11 protein-coding genes are annotated in these 15,827 nt (G+C 53.0%); 2 read left to right on the top strand and 9 right to left on the bottom strand.

All coding sequences use genetic code 11. The features are described from left to right. Positions 1 to 83: 83 nt before the first annotated feature. A complete protein-coding gene (gene nth, locus CXIVA_RS06105; RefSeq protein ID WP_041728575.1) occupies positions 84 to 722 on the bottom strand; it encodes an endonuclease III in 639 nt (212 codons plus the stop codon). Beyond that, on the bottom strand, positions 695 to 2,707 hold the full coding sequence (locus CXIVA_RS06100) for a B12-binding domain-containing radical SAM protein (RefSeq protein WP_013977125.1): 2,013 nt from the start codon (positions 2,705 to 2,707) through the stop codon (positions 695 to 697). The genes nth and CXIVA_RS06100 overlap by 28 nt, the downstream gene beginning before the upstream one ends. A gap of 118 nt (positions 2,708 to 2,825) precedes the next feature. On the opposite strand from CXIVA_RS06100, the gene CXIVA_RS06095 reads away from it, so the two are divergent. Both CXIVA_RS06095 and CXIVA_RS06090 read left to right on the top strand, forming a co-directional pair. After that, complete coding sequence (locus CXIVA_RS06095) at positions 2,826 to 3,197, top strand: hypothetical protein (RefSeq protein ID WP_013977124.1); 372 nt, start codon at positions 2,826 to 2,828, stop codon at positions 3,195 to 3,197. 23 nt (positions 3,198 to 3,220) lie between these two features. After that, entirely contained in the window at positions 3,221 to 3,904 is a 684-nt protein-coding gene (locus tag CXIVA_RS06090) for a YoaK family protein (RefSeq protein ID WP_013977123.1), read from the top strand. Between the two features lie 127 nt (positions 3,905 to 4,031). Here CXIVA_RS06090 and CXIVA_RS13380 read toward each other — a convergent pair whose 3' ends face one another. The 7 genes from CXIVA_RS13380 to tilS form a co-directional block, all read right to left on the bottom strand. After that, positions 4,032 to 6,572, bottom strand: coding sequence for a hypothetical protein (locus CXIVA_RS13380; RefSeq protein ID WP_158309833.1), 2,541 nt, complete (start codon positions 6,570 to 6,572; stop codon positions 4,032 to 4,034). A gap of 19 nt (positions 6,573 to 6,591) precedes the next feature. Then, entirely contained in the window at positions 6,592 to 8,712 is a 2,121-nt protein-coding gene (locus CXIVA_RS06080; protein ID WP_013977121.1) for an MMPL family transporter, read from the bottom strand. A gap of 222 nt (positions 8,713 to 8,934) precedes the next feature. After that, positions 8,935 to 9,522, bottom strand: a complete 588-nt coding sequence (locus CXIVA_RS06075) for a TetR/AcrR family transcriptional regulator C-terminal domain-containing protein (protein ID WP_013977120.1) — start codon at positions 9,520 to 9,522, stop codon at positions 8,935 to 8,937. A gap of 14 nt (positions 9,523 to 9,536) precedes the next feature. Continuing rightward, positions 9,537 to 11,582 carry an alpha-glycosidase gene (locus CXIVA_RS06070; RefSeq protein ID WP_013977119.1) on the bottom strand — a complete coding sequence of 682 codons (2,046 nt, stop codon included), beginning with the start codon at positions 11,580 to 11,582 and terminating at the stop codon, positions 9,537 to 9,539. Positions 11,583 to 11,911: 329 nt separating this feature from the next. After that, positions 11,912 to 13,765, bottom strand: a complete 1,854-nt coding sequence (ftsH, locus tag CXIVA_RS06065; protein ID WP_013977118.1) for an ATP-dependent zinc metalloprotease FtsH — start codon at positions 13,763 to 13,765, stop codon at positions 11,912 to 11,914. A 32-nt stretch (positions 13,766 to 13,797) separates the two neighbouring features. Beyond that, positions 13,798 to 14,322, bottom strand: a complete 525-nt coding sequence (gene hpt / locus CXIVA_RS06060; protein ID WP_013977117.1) for a hypoxanthine phosphoribosyltransferase — start codon at positions 14,320 to 14,322, stop codon at positions 13,798 to 13,800. 14 nt (positions 14,323 to 14,336) lie between these two features. Then, positions 14,337 to 15,722 (bottom strand): tRNA lysidine(34) synthetase TilS, encoded by a 1,386-nt coding sequence (tilS, locus tag CXIVA_RS06055; protein WP_013977116.1) that lies wholly within the window; start codon positions 15,720 to 15,722, stop codon positions 14,337 to 14,339. Positions 15,723 to 15,827: the final 105 nt, after the last annotated feature.

Below are 15,827 nucleotides of genomic sequence, written 5' to 3'. Positions count from 1 at the left end.
TTTCTCCTCCGCCATTACTCACACACATATTCAGAACAATGGTTAATTTTAGCATAAAATATCTGCTATTTCTATTATGTTAGTTACTTTTCCACTCTCTTATCCTCCGCCTTGCACAGGTCGCTCAGAAAACATTCCCCGCATTTCGGCGACCGGGCCGTGCAGATCGTGCGCCCCAGGGTAATGATCTGCATGTTATAGCTGATCCAGTGGTCCTTCGGCAGCTTTTTCATCAGATCGTACTCAATCTTTTCCGGATCCTGTTCCTTCGTAAATCCCAGCCGGTTGGAGATCCGTTTCACATGGGTATCCACCACGATGCTCGGGTCTTTGTAAATGTTTCCCCGGATGACGTTGGCTGTTTTTCTGCCCACACCGGGCAGAGAGATCAGATCTTCCAGGGCAGACGGCACCTCCCCGCCGAAATCGCTGATCAGCTTCCGGGCGCAGTTAATGATATTTCTGGCCTTGTTCCGGTAAAATCCGATGGAACGGATATCCTGTTCCATCTCTTCCACATCCGCCTCCGCGAACTTCTGAAGAGTATCGTATTTCTGATAGAGATCTTTCGTCACAAGATTGACTCTGGCATCGGTACACTGCGCGCTCAGGATTACCGCGATCAGCAGCTGCCAGGCATTTTCATGATTCAGATAGCAGATCTGCTCCGTTCCATATGCCTCGTCCAGGCGTCTTAAGATTTCTCTGGTTCGTTTTGCGATTGCCAATTTTTTATCCTCCTGATTTCCGCCATCCCGGTCAGCGGGCTGCGATGTTCATAATCAAATAACAGGCAGATTTCTCCGGCCCCGTCGTCCGGCCCCGGCCTGCCGCCGCGGTCTGCCGCGCCAGTTCCTGCTGTCGGTTTTCCCGCTGCTGTTTTTCCTTCTGCAAGTTTTCCCTCTGTCGATGTTCTTTCTGCCGATGGTTCCGCTTCCGGAAGAAGCTGCTGCCCTTCCAGCCAGCGGATGAATGCCGCTGAGAATGGTTCCATATGGATATACTTTCCATCCAGTCCGTGTTTTCTGCTGTAGGTCCGGAAGGCACCCCGCAGGCTCCGTATTTCCCGTGCCCATTCCGGGCGTTTTTTCAGATTTTCCCTGCTGTACAGATCGTAGAGCACTGCTTCTGATGCCATGCTTTCCATCTCTGCCGTGTCCGGGGTGCTCTTCTCATCATCTGCAGCAGCCGGACCACTTTTCGCATCGCCTGCCGCATCTCCGGATGCCCCCTGCTCACAGAGCGGAAAAAACTCCAGAAGCATCCGGCTGCGCTTCGGCCGGCTGACGGATCCGCCTTCCGGGCAGCACCGCCGTTCATAGCGGGCCAGGGCCAGAAACATCTGGTAGGCACTGGAGAAAAAGGTTTCCAGCAGACGAATGGATGCCGGATACTGTCCGCTGTTATAATAAATCTCCAGCATCGCCTCCACGTCCTTGATTTCCAGCAGTTCCTCATAACGGATCCATCGGGTCCGCATCACTTCATAGGGCGGCGAGGCATGGAACAGAATGCCGTATTTTTCCGCTTCCGCATACATCCGGGAGCCTTTCAGCACTTTCAGAAACCCCAGCTGCAGCTGCTCCGGCTTCAGGGCGTAGATTTCATCAAAGGAACGGGCAAACCGCTCTTTTCCTTCATAAGGCAGGCCCGCGATCAGATCCAGATGCTGATGGGCTTTGCCGGTCTTCTGTATCGCCCGCACTGCCTGCTTGAGCCGCTGCAGATCCATGCTGCGGCTGACTTCCCGGATGGTCTCCGGATTGGTGGTCTGCACCCCGATTTCAAACTGCACCAGTCCCGGACGCATCCGAGCCACCAGCTCCACCTGTTCCGGACGCAGCAGATCCGCGCCGATTTCAAAGTGAAAATTGGTCACACCGTTGTCATGCTCCGCCAGGTAGCTCCAGATGGCTGTGGCCCGCTCTGCCCGGCAGTTGAAGGTGCGGTCTACGAATTTTACCTGCTGCACCCTGCGGTCCAGAAAAAACTGCAGCTCCTGAAAGACCAGGGGCAGGCTCCGTTCCCTGAGGTTCTGGTCCGCGGAAGAAAGACAGTAACTGCAGGAATAGGGACATCCCCGGCTGGACTCGTAATAGATGATCCGATGGGCAAAATCGCCCGGGGAGGCCGCCATGGATTCATAGCAAAACGGCAGGTCATCCATCCGTATGGGCGGCCGGGATCCGGTATACACCGGATCGCCGAACGCATTGCGCAGCACCAGCCCCCGGATGCTTCTTCTGCCGTCTTCCGGATGTTCCGGCAGCGGCGCTTTCCCACACGCAAAGGCCGCCTTTCTGCATGCTTCGGGCATCTGCCCGAGATACCAGCGGGCCAGTTCCAGGAAAGTCTCTTCTCCTTCTCCCGTCAGAATCCCGGTAACTGCCGGATGATCCCGCAGATACTGTTCGGATTCATAGGACACTTCCGGTCCGCCGACCCAGATCGGCACCCGGGGACAGAGTCTGTGGTATTCCTGCGCCAGCCATGCCACCAGTTCCGCGTTCCAGATATAGACAGAGAAAAACAGGACATCCGGCCGCTTTTCATAAATCGCGCGAAAAATATCCTCTCTCTGCTGATTAATGGTGGCAATCAGGGCCTCTGTGCGGATCCCGCGCTTCTCCGCATAGGCCCGCAGGCTGCTGACAGCCAGATTGCTGTGGATATATTTTGCGTTAATTGCAGTCAGTAACAGCTTCATGGATTTGCATTTTTCTCCTGTGGGTTTCATAATAGATAAGAATTCTATTTATCATAGCATGATTTGACCCGGATTGCATCCAGAGCTCCCGGATCTTTCGGAAAGGAGTCTTTTCCCGATGGTACATCCATCTGATCTGTTTAATGTGAATTTTTACAAAAAAGAAGTCTTTTACGGCAGCGACCGCGGCATGCATTACCGCCTGTCCCGGGAAGAAGTTTCCGCGGCGCCGGCGGGTTCCCCTGCCGCTGCAAAAGACGGCAGCGCCGCGCCGGAAGCGGACTCCGACGCCTCCTCCAACGCGCAGGCGCCAGAAGAGGCGCCTGGCACCCGCACCGTCTTCCGGCTGATCACCTGGCCCGGCCCGTATAATTTTGCCCACACGCCGGAGGAAAAGAAAAAGACAAAAGAGTTTCCCTTTTCCAATGATGCCTTGACAGAGATTGCCGATTATCTGAATGCGGAACACGCGGCATATTATGAAGATTAACTGACGGAAACGGAGCAGGGCATATGCGAACTTACCGAAGCGACAATGAACTTTTTCGGCGCTGCGATCATTTTTATCTGTTTGAACTGCTGATTTTCTCAGCGGGAATGATGGGCGCCTATACCTATATGATGCGGGGCCAGGTCTTCTGCAACGCCCAGACCCTGAATGTGGTCATGATGGCCATCGAACTGGGGCAGCGGCACTATGAACAATCCGCCTACTATCTGATCCCCATCGGCGCCTATCTGGCCGGCGCCATTGTGGCGGAATTTCTGCCGGAGCGCACCCGAAATAAGTACGCCATCCACAGCGGCGTCTATATTATCGCGCTGGAAATGGCGGTGCTTGCCCTGATCGGGTTTGTTCCCCTCAGCGCGCCGGACCAGATCGCGCAGGTGGCGGTAAATTTTATTGCTTCCATGCAGTTTACCAACTTCCGCAAATCCGAAGGCTATCCCATGGCCACCACATTTGCCACCAATCATCTGCGCCAGATCGGCATCGCCATCGTGGACTACCGGCGCACCAGGGATCTTCAGTACCGCAAGCGGCTCTTCAAGCATCTCCGTATGCTGCTGATGTTTTTCGCCGGCGCCGCCGTGCTGTCCCTGGCTACCGGACCACTGCAGGAACGGGCCATCTGGCTGGCCCTGATTCCGCTGACGGTCTGCTTTATCATTCATCTCTGGGCCGATCTCGGCTGAAGAGCGAAAAAGAGCCGGAAGAGAACGCGCAAACATTCTCTTTCGGCTCTTTTCGCGCGGGAGCAGCTCCCGCATTGGTTGATATGGGATTGTGCCGGTCTGAAACCGGAAATCAATAGATAATTGCTCAGTTATTGTCTGAATCCGTCGTAACGGAATCGGTACGGATAATGAATTTCACCTTGCCGTCCATATGATTGGACAGTCTGGTAAAGGTCTTGTATGCCTCTCCTGCGTCCCGCACGGCTTCCATGTGGTTCACCAGTTCTTTCACATCCCCGTTGTAGGAATCCACCAGTTTCTTGATGCCTTCCTGATCCAGTTTGGTCAGGTTTTTGCTGAGCTTTCCGGCTCCATCTGTCACCTGTCTGGATCCGCTGGCCAGGGAAGCGGCCCCCTTCTTCAGAGTCACGGTGCCCTGATTCAGTTTGGATGCGCCTTTAAAGAGCGACAGCGCGCCGGTATCCAGCTTTCCTGTGCCGTTCTTTAAGGTAATGACGCCTGTGTTGACTTTTTCGGCGCCGCCTGCCAGCTGTTTTGCGCTGCCGGCTAAGGTATCTGCGCCGCTGTTCAGCTTCCGGTTATTTCCCGTCAGCTCACCTGCGCCGCTGTTCAGCTGATTGATTCCGCTCATCAGCGCCGGCGCGGACTGATTTAACTGATCAAGTCCACCGGACAGAGGTTTGATTCCCTCCTGATACAGCTGATCGATTCCTTTGCTTAATTTTGCGGTACTCTCTACCAGCCCGTCGGACTTCCCGTCGGACTTGTTGATCTTATCTGCCACAGATTTCTTGGTGCTGTCCACAGCGCCTGCCGCGCTCTTGCCGGCCGTATCTGCCAGCGTGCTCATGAGTTTCTCTGCAATCGGGTCCGTATCGATCGACGCGGAAGATGCTTTTTTCTTAATGGACGCGGTAATGCCTGCGGCCACCTGGTCCGATGCCTTGTCGACGGTTCCCTGATCCACCTTCTGCATTGCAGCCACTGCCGCGTCTGCCTGGGCTTCTGTCAGACCCGCATTGCTCATCAGGGACTTTTTCACTGCTGCCACTGTCTGTTTGTATTCCGAAGAGGAAAATGCCTGGCTGCAACCCTGTTTCACACCGGCGGCAATCTCGCTGCTTGTCTGATCCGAAGTAAGTTCGGAAACAGCCGAAGCCATGGCCTTGGATACCGAACTGTCTACCTGATTCTTTACCGCTTTTTTGTTTTCGTCGGTCTTGACCTGCTTAGCCGCTGCCTGATAGGCTTCCTTCTGCTCTGCCTCTGTCGCGCCGCCGCTCAGGTTTTTATACAGGATGTTCACACCGGAATCCAGTTTGCCGGCGCCTTTGACCAGGCCGTCCTCCCCTTCAAAATATCCCTGCACTTTCGTGGCGCCTTCCGCCAGCTCTTTCACACCCTTCGGCAGACTGCTGGTTTTGCTCTTCAGGGTTTCAATTCCCTTTTTCAATTTTGTCACGCCGCTGGTATACGCGCTGATCCCGGAGCGCAGGGACTGTGTCCCCTTGCTGAACTTCCCGGCGCCGGAAGACAGTTCCGCTGTGCCGGACGCCAGTTTGGAAGCGCCGGAATCCAGTGATTTAGTTCCATTCCGCAGTGTGCCCGCGCCGGACTGCAGCGCAGAGGTACCATTTGCCAGGGTTCCGGTGCCGGCGGAGAGTTTTTCGGCTCCATCCGATACTTTTCCGGCTCCTTTGTACAGCGCGGAAGCACCGTCCGCCAGTTTGCCGGAAGCGTCAGACAGATCATCCACCACATCATCCAATTCGGAAGTGTCCAGTGTCTTGTCAAAGTTCAGGTCACTCATGATATCCGGCATCGCACAGGTCATGGTCATATCCAAGGAAAAGTCTTTCACATCGGCCGTCACTTCCACGTAATCCGGAATGTCAATGTCTTTTTTGAAATCCTCATCGGTTACATCCAGGCTCTTTTCCAGTCCCGGGAAAGCGTAGCCGATGACCGCGCTCCGGCTGCCGTTGCTGATCGCTTTTCCGTTTTCCACTTCAATATTGCTGAATTTGTCATTGTCCAGCAGCAGACCGCTGATCACGGTAAAGGGTACGTAGACGTCATAGTCCTTTCCCTTCTCTTTCACCGTCTTTTTCGCCTTGTTGGTATAGTCCAGACGGATCTTCACTTTGCCGCTTTTTCCCGCCAGCTGCTCCGGACTGATTTCCTTCCCGTCCAGGTAGTAGGTCACTTTCACCTGAATGGGGGACTCTTCCTCCGTCTTGCCCTGGTAGTAAATGTCATTGCCCTCCGCCTGCCAGGTCAGCTGATCCCCGTTCCGGGTAAATTTCTCATTTCCTTTGACATTCTCAATATCCGTCAGGTTGGAAGTGTCGGAAATTTCTGACTTGCCGGATCCGTTTTTCAGCCAGTCGCTGACAATGGTCTGGGTCGTTTTGCCGGAAGCATTCGCGATCAGGTATACGGTCTCTTCCTTCCCGTTGGTCATATCGCTGCTTTTTGAAGAGGTGTCCGCCGCGTCCTTGATGATATCTTTTAATACTTTCTCCGGGCTTTTCGCGCCGGCGGCGTTGTTCTGTTCAATCGTACCGCCGGTTACCGCTGTGGCTGCCGGACTCAGGCAGTATACCGCGCCTCCGGCTGCCGCCATTACCACTGCCAGCGCTGTCGTTCCCGCTTTGACTGTCATTTTCTTTTTATTCTTTTTATTACTGATGCGCTTCAACTTTACCGCCTTCCTTTCTTTCCGTTTCTTCTTTATCCGATTTTTTCATTCGAAATCCCACGCTTGTGGCGCAGATGACCCGGTCAAACACCATAAACCAGGCTGGCAGGATAAAGATAACTGTAAGCATACTGATGATTGCCCCCCGTGCCATCAGTGTACAGAGGGAACTGATGATATCCACATTGGAATATACGCTGACACCGAAAGTAGCGACGAAAAAGCTCAGCGCGCTGACCAGAATGGACTGGGCCGACATCCGGACAGCGATTTCTATGGACGTTCGCTTGTCTTTGCCGGAAAACCGCTCCATCTTGTACCGGTTAGTCAGCAGGATCGCATAGTCTACCGTGGACCCCAGCTGAATGGTTCCGATGACAATGGATGCGATAAACGGCAGGGACGCTCCCGTAAAGAACGGGATGCCCATGTTGACAAATATGGCAAATTCGATCGTGGATACCAGGATAATCGGCAGGGATATGGACCGGAACACAAAAGCCACGATCACAAAAATCAGCACGATGGACACCGCATTGACCACATTGAAGTCATGGTTGGTAATCCGGATCAGGTCATTCGTCGCGGAAGCCTCTCCCACGACCATCGCCTTGCTGTCATAGGAATGAACGATTTTCTGCAGCTGTCTGCACTGCCGATTGGCCTGATTGCTGCCCACCTCATATTCCGAGGTGACCAGTGCGATCTTGTACTTTCCGCTTTCCACATCGGAAAGATATTCCTTCGGTATCAGATTCTCCGGCACCGTGTTGCCCAGGATGGATTCCAGGCTGAAGGCATTGTTAATCCCTTTCACATGTTCCATCTGCTCGACCATATTGTCCTCATTTTTGGCGGACATGTTCTTATCAAACAGAATCACCTGGCTGTTCTGCTGATTGAATTCATCCTTCAGTTTATCGCTGGCCACCACACTCTGCAGAGTCTTCGGCACGGACTTCACCAGATTGTAATAGACGTTGGTATGATTCTGTCCGTAAAATGCCGGGAAAATCAGCACACAGAACAGAATGATAAAAACCGGGAATTTCTTTACGCTGAACCGTGACACCTTGCCCACATCCGGCAGCAGTACTTTGTGCTTGGTCCGAATCAGCGCCTTGTCAAAGATCAGGATGAAAGACGGCAGGATCGTCACACATCCGATGACGCCGAATACCACACCCTTGGCCATGACAACGCCCAGGTTCAGTCCCAGGGCAAATGTCATAAAGCACAGGGCGATAAACCCGGCAATGGTCGTGATGGAACTGCCGATGACAGAGACAAAGGTCTTCTGAATCGCCACCGCCATGGCTTCCTTGTGATCTTCGTAATGATCCCGTTCTTCCTCATAGCTGTGCCACAGGAAAATGGAGTAATCCATGGTAACGCCCAGCTGCAGCACCGCACAGATCGCCTTTGTAATATAGGATACATCCCCCAGAAACGCATTGGTGCCCAGGTTGTACATGATTGCCATGCCGATGCTCAGCAGGAAAAACACCGGAACCAGGAAAGAATCCATGGTCAGCGCCAGCACGATAAAGGACAGGATCACGGCGATCACCACATACACCGGCGCCTCTTTGTCCGTCAGGTTTTTGATATCCAGCACCACAGCAGACATTCCGCTTAAAAAGCACTGTTTATTGGAAATGGCCCGGATGTCTTCCACCGCCTGCATCGTTTCCGTGGAAGACATGGAACTGTCATAAATAATAAACATCAGCGTGCCCTTGTCGCTCATGAAAATCTTCCGCGCCTTGTCCGGAAGAATCTCCGTGGGAACACTGATGTCTGCCACATCATCGTACCAGAGTACTTTTTTTACATGGTTTACTTTTTCAATTTTGGATTTCAGTTTCACGACATCCTTATTGCTCATTCCATCCACGACAAAGGTGGAAAAAGCACCGGTTCCGAACTCATCCAGCATGATGTCCTGCCCCTTCATCGAATCGATCGATTTCGGAAGATAAGACAGGATGTCATAATTCACCTTGGTGTGAATATAACCGAACAATGACGGAACCAGAAGAACGATACCCAAAATGAGGATCACAAACCTGGATTTTACAATCCCCTTACTCAGCTTCTTCATTTTTCACGCTCCCAAATTCAAATCAATAAGTATCAACCAACGGAAGCACCTTTCTTCCGTGGCTCTATGGTAAAAAAAAACAATCATTGGTGAATATCCAATGATTGTTTTCTGTCTCTTTTTTCCATGCATTTTATATCAAATGTATTGATCAAAAATACATTTTCTATGCATTGTATCTATTTTATGCTATATTGCGTCGGATAATCGACGCTATGTTTATCATTTTGGTTCGAACTGCTCCAGATCCCGCATCAGATCCATCAGCGAACGGGAAATGATAAAGCCATAGACATCCGTCAGCTCCTCCGGCGTCAGCTCCATGCCGCTGCGAATCCAGGACAGCAGCACATATGTCATGGATTTGGCATAATACACCGAAATATGCTCCGGTGTCAGCCACCGGTTCTTTAATTTGTACCCTTTCATCTGGTCTTCCAGCATGCCGCTTAAGATCAGTGAAATTGCCTTTTCCACCATACTTTCAAAGGAATTCTGCCCTTCCAGCCGGGCCACATGCATGTAAAATTCCTTTTCCTTCAGAATATTATGGAAAATCAGCCACAGGCTCTCATTCATCATTCCGCTGGCCAGCATCGGCTGCACCGGCACCAGGATGTCATGCACCAGAATCCATTCCAGCAGGTTGTACTTATCCTGGAAATGATTGTAGAAGGTCGGGCGGATCACGCCGGCGCCGTCCGTAATCATCTGAATGGTGATTTTGTCGATGGGATGCTGGCAGGCCAGCCGTTTGAAGCTGTCGGCAAGCTTCTGGTCTGTGGTCTTGTCTTCGGACTGCTGTCGCATGGCTTACGCTCCTCCTACTGCTGCTTTTTCAGGATCACGGCGGAATATTTCGGCAGGGTTATGGTCAGTACCCCGTCTTCCAGCTGATACTGCACCGGCCGTGTGGAAAAACTTTCCGGCTGGGTATACATGATCTGCTCCAGTACCGCGTCTTTCGGTATTCCCGCGATCCACACATCGATATGAAGGCTCTTGGAATAGTCACTGTTATTGCATACAATCACAAACTGCTGCTGCCGGTTAAACCGGGCAAAGCAGATCATGTTCCGCTCCATGGCCAGTTCCCGGACCGAGCCGGTACGGAAGGCTTCGTTTTCTTTGTGAATCCGGATGATCTCTTTGTGGAAGTTCAGCAATTCCTGATCTTCCCGTCCCCAGGGATACGTTCTGCGGTTGTCCGGATCCGTAAATCCGCAGACACCGGCCTCATCCCCGTAATACAGGGTCGGCGCTCCCGGGAATGTCATCTGGAAGACCACCGCTTCTTTCATTACTCCCTTGTTTACGCCCTGGGAAGCCGCCTTCTTGCCCAGATGGAACGCGCGTCCCACCATATGATTGGTCCGCGTCAGGAAACGGGAATGATCGTGATTGGACAGCTGGTTCATGGCACACTGCAGCGACGGCGTCAGCATCCGGGACATATTATGCCGCAGCGCATGCAGCGCGGCCTCGGAGTTGCCCAGCATGTCTTCCCGGAATTCCTCGCTGTGTTTTTCCATGCCGGTCAGGAACCATGAGATCGGTTCCATAAATGCGTCGTAGTTCATGACGGAATCCCATTGGCCGCCCCTGAGCCAGGGGGAAGGATCGCCGTAATGTTCTGCCAGAATCAGCGCCTCCGGGTTGGCCTCTTTGACCCGCTTGCGGAATTCTTTCCAGAAGCGGTGGTTGTAGTCCTGGCTGTGTCCCAGGTCCGCTGCCACATCCAGACGCCAGCCATCCGCGTTATACGGCGGGGATACCCACTTGGCGCCGATGTCTAAAATATACTGCTCCAGCACACGGGACCCCTCATAATTCAGCTTCGGCAGCGTATCGTGTCCCCACCATCCCTCATAAGTGGAATTTTCCGGAAACGCGTTCTCATCCTCAAAATGGAAGAAATCATGGTAAGGGCTGGATTTGCTGTGGTACGCCCCCTCCCGGTAGCCTACCGCGTTTTCATAGATGCCTTCCCGGTCCAGCCATTTGTGGAAGGAGCCGCAGTGATTGAATACCCCGTCGATAATCACCCGTATGCCGCGGGCATGGGCCTTTTCCACCAGTTCGATAAACTTCCGGTTGGATGCTTCCAGATTGCGGGGATCGGTTACCCGGCGCCGGTAGCAGCCGGCTCTCCGGTTGTCTGTTTCGCCGTCTGCCAGCAGATCGCCGCCGTCCACGGGGATCGCGCCGATATGGGGATCAATATAATCATAGTCCTGGGTATCATACTTATGGCTGGAGGGGGATACGAACAGGGGATTGAAATAGATGACTTCGATCCCCAGATCCTCCAGATAATCCAGCTTCTGAATCACACCGTCCAGATCCCCGCCGTAAAATTCCGACACGTCAAAGTCTTCGGGATACTTATACCAGTTGTCCACTGCCGACACATGGCGGTTAATATAGTAGTATTCCCCGTTCCGCACTGTAATATCCGGATTGCCGCAGCAGAAACGGTCCACAAAAATCTGATACATCACTGCGCCCCGGGCCCACTTCGGCACGGAAAAGCCCGGTTCCAGCACAAACTCATACTCCCGCCGGTCTTCCTTGCAGGCGCCATACCGGTCATAATGATAAATGTCCGCGCCCCGCTCAATCTGAAATCGATACCGGAATTCTTCCCCGGTAAGCGGTACTTCCGTCACATAATAATCAAACCCGCACAGATTACAGTCTTTTCGCATGGGGATCCGGCTTTTCCCCGTATAGAGACATACGGCATCCGCCGTATTCTCCATCAGCCGGAAGCGGATGGTTACCGCGTCATACTTCCCCGGTTCTGTGGGACAGCAGTAATCTTCTGTGCCGTCACTGAAAAAACTGTTCATAAATTTCATTTCATCCATAAATACTTCCCTCGGATTCTGCCCCCGCTGCCGACATGTTCTCCGGCAGACGAAGGAATATTTGTTCCTATATTTCTCCGGATATAAAAAAGGAAGAGGCAGCTATCGAACGCTGCCTCTTCAGGAGAAGGTATTTTTTACTATTGGGGTTAGCAAAAAACTAAAATAATGTATTGGGGGTTTTTACGGTTATTATAATAACAAAACCTGCTCCCGAAGTGTGCATAAACTTCGCATTATTTTCAATTGTTTTTTGTTAAAAATGCTACAATCATTGAAAGTTGTAGTTTGCTGCCTGTTGTACATATTGTCACAATTTTAACTAAATGCTAAACTTCCTCAAAAGCAATCGGCTCCGCCGGATCCGGTTTCTTCTCGAAAAGCGCTTCGAATTCTTCTCTGTGAATCTTCTCTTTTTCCAGCAGCAGTTCCGCACAGCGGTGGAGCACATCTTCATGCTCCTCAATGATCCGGCGTGCTTCCCTGTAGCAGTCATCAATGATCCGCTTCACTTCCGCGTCAATCTCTGTCTGAATATTTTCCCCGTAGCTGCGCTGATGGGCCAGATCCCGTCCGATAAACACTTCATCATCGTCACTGGTATAACTGATGAGGCCGATATTATCCGACATGCCGTACCGGGTGACCATTCCCCGGGCTACCTGTGTCGCCTGCTTGATGTCCTGGGAGGCGCCGGTGGTGATATCGTCAAAAATCATCTCCTCCGCAATGCGGCCGCCCAGTGCCACCTCAATATCCTGCAGCATGTGTCCTTTGGTGTAGAACATCTCATCCCGGTCCGGCAGCGGCATGGTATAGCCTGCCGCACCCTGTCCGGTGGGAATGATGGATACGGTATAGACCGGTCCCACATCCGGAAGCACATGGAACAGGATCGCATGGCCTGCCTCATGGAAGGCAGTGATCCGTTTCTCCTTATCGGAAATCACGCGGCTCTTCTTTTCGGTTCCGATTCCAACCTTCACGAAGGCCTTGCGGATATCATCCTGACGGATAAAGCTGCGTTTTTCCTTCGCTGCCCCGATTGCCGCCTCGTTCATGAGATTCTCCAGATCCGCGCCGGTAAATCCTGCCGTGGTCTGGGCAATCTGCTTCAGATCCACATCATCGCCGATGGGTTTGTTTTTGCAGTGAACCTTCAGGATCTCTTCCCGGCCCTTGACATCCGGACGGCCGACTACGACCTTCCGGTCAAAACGGCCCGGACGCAGGATCGCCGGATCCAGAATATCCACACGGTTCGTGGCGGCCATCACGATGATTCCCTCGTTGGCTCCGAAACCGTCCATCTCCACCAGCATCTGGTTCAGTGTCTGCTCCCGCTCGTCATGACCGCCGCCCAGGCCTGTGCCCCTGCGTCTGGCCACAGCGTCGATCTCATCAATAAAGACGATGCAGGGCGCATTTTTCTTGGCATTTTCAAACAGATCACGGACACGGGACGCGCCGACACCCACGAACATCTCCACAAAGTCCGAACCAGAAATGGAGAAAAACGGTACTTTCGCTTCTCCGGCCACTGCCTTGGCCAGCAATGTCTTACCGGTACCCGGAGGGCCCTCCAGCAGTACGCCTTTCGGAATTCTGGCGCCGACTTTCGTATATTTGAACGGATCCCGCAGGAAATCCACGATTTCCTGCAGTTCTTCTTTTTCCTCTTCCAGGCCGGCTACATTTTCAAAGCTTACGTTGACATTTTCGCCGTTTGTCATAGATGCCCGGCTTTTGCCGAAGTTCATCATCTTGCTGTTGGCTCCGCCGCCCGCGTTGGCGGAATTGCTCATCATTGCGAAAAAGACAATCATAATGACGATCAGGATAATGGACGGAAGAATGTCTGCCCATATGTTCTCACCGGGCACATCCTTCACCGCATAGGTCACGCCTTCCCGGTCCAAATATTTCTGCGCGTCATTGACATTCGATACATACAGTGTCATCTCCTGACCGTCGGTCAGTGTGACCTTCAGTGAACCGGTGGGAACTTCTTCGTTCTGGTCCACCTCCACACTGCTTACTTTTTTATCCTGTACATCTTCCTGAAACTGGCTGTAGGAATACGTACTGTTGGATGAGCCCCATCTTCCGCTCAGCGACGGGATAATCGCCAGAACGATCAGAATGAGGCAGATATAAATCCATAACCCCCTCGATCTACGCAATGGTCTGTTCCTCCTGTTTTTCAACGGTGTCTCTAATCAAATTCCACAATTCCTATATAGGGAAGGTTCCTGTATTTCTGTGCGTAATCCAGTCCGTAGCCGACAACAAACTGATCCGGAATACGGAATCCGCAGTAATCAATCGGCACCTCCACCACACGGCGTTCCGGTTTGTCCAGCAGGGTGCACAGCATGACTTTCTTCGCGCCCCTGGCTTTCAGTTCCTTCAGCAGAAAGCTCAGTGTACGGCCGGAGTCAATGATATCTTCCACTACCAGTACGTTTTCTCCTTCCACCGGATCATCCAGGTCCTTCTTGATGGTAACCTGTCCGGATGACTCCGTGCTGTTGCCGTAACTGGAAGCGGACATAAAATCAATATATACCGGTGCCTCAATCCGTTTGGCCAGCTCACACGCAAAAAAAGCTGCTCCACGAAGAATGCAGATCAGCTTGACCGGCTCTCCCTTCAGTTCTTCCGTGATCTGTCTGCCCAGTTCGCTGATCTTGGCCTCTACTTCCTCCTCGCTGATCATGACTTTGATTGTTTCACTCATTGAATAAATACCTCTTATTTCTGATTAACCTGAACCTGCAGTACAGTCTTTGTCTGTTCGGTGACTTTATATGCGGCGCTGATCCGGTGTCCCAACACCCACAGGATGTGGGAACCGTCCGCTAAAAGCAGGATCTGATCCCGCGCTTCCCGCGGAATTTTCTCATCGATAAAGTAATCTTTGAGCTTTTTTCTGCCGCCGGATTCCGTCACACACAGGTAGTCCCCCGGCCGACGATAACGTATCTGCAGACTATTTTTAATTTTATCACAGTCAAACCATTTCGTATATGCTTTTTCTTCTATTTTTTTTGCATCTCCGGCATAAGGACTGCGCTGCACCCGGCAGGAGGTGCCGTCCGGCAGCAGATAGTCCCCCGGTCCGCCCAGTGAAACTGCTGCCGCGGGTTTTCCGCATTCCGCGGGTTTTGCCTTCCTTTCCAGCAGCAGTGTATCATAGCTCCGGCGGGCCGTCATCCCATAGGGAAGGATGATCTGCCTGCCGGTCTGTCCTGCCGCCAGTTCCAGCACTCCGTCGATGTGCCGCTGGGTTAGATCCTTCCGGCTTCCCGCCGTTTCTCCCAGAAGCTGATGAATCATCTCCTGGCGTATCACCGGATGAAGGGTCTCAAGCGCCCGGCAGGAAATTTCCGCGCCGTTTTCGGTTTTCCGCACTGCTGCCCGGCGGGCCTCCCGGATCTGCCCGGCCAGATAGTCCTCCACTGCGATCAGGTGCTCCGCGGTCCGGCGCATATGGTCCACCGCCCGGCTGTTGATCTGTTCCAGCTGGGGCAGCACCCGGTGGCGGATCCGGTTTCTGGCGTAGTTCAGGTCACTGTTGGTGACATCGGTAACATAGGTCTGCTGCCGCGCCGCCAGATAGTCTTCGATTTCTTCTCTGCTGACGCACAGCAGCGGTCGGATAATCTGTTCCCGCACCGGCCGGATGCCGGTAAGTCCGGTGAGTCCGGTTCCCCGTACCAAATGGAAGAGCATGGTCTCCGCGCAGTCCTCGCCATGATGGGCCACCGCAATCCTCGCCGCCCCCAGGGCATCCGCCGTCTGGTGAAAAACCTGGTACCGCAGTCTTCTGGCCGCCTCCTCCAGCGTCTCATGGGCGGCCTCAGCCGCGGCCCGGGCATCCACCTGCTTCATGAGAAACGGGATTCCCAGTTCTTTGCAGAGCTGCTGCACGAACCGACCGTCCGCTATGCTGTCCGCGCCGCGGATGCCGTGTTCCACGTACACCGCCGTCAGCCGGATCTTAAGCTGCCCGCTTAAGGCATGCAGCACCAGAAGCAGGCAGACCGAGTCCGCGCCGCCGGACACCCCGGCCAGCACCAGCTGTCCCGGACGGGTCATCTGATGCAGTCTCATATAATTCAGCACCTGTTTTTCCATATCTGACTTCCATTCCTCTTTGTTTGACCGGCAGAAAAAGAGAAAAGGCCCGTCGTCCGGGCCTTTCTGCTGTGCTGCGGTTTTTTCGGAAGCCGCAGGCGTACC

The organism is Clostridium sp. SY8519 (assembly GCF_000270305.1).
Taxonomy (GTDB): domain Bacteria; phylum Bacillota; class Clostridia; order Lachnospirales; family Lachnospiraceae; genus SY8519.
The sequence above is the reverse complement of the archived record's forward strand: the minus strand, read 5'-3'. Positions and strand labels throughout refer to the sequence as shown.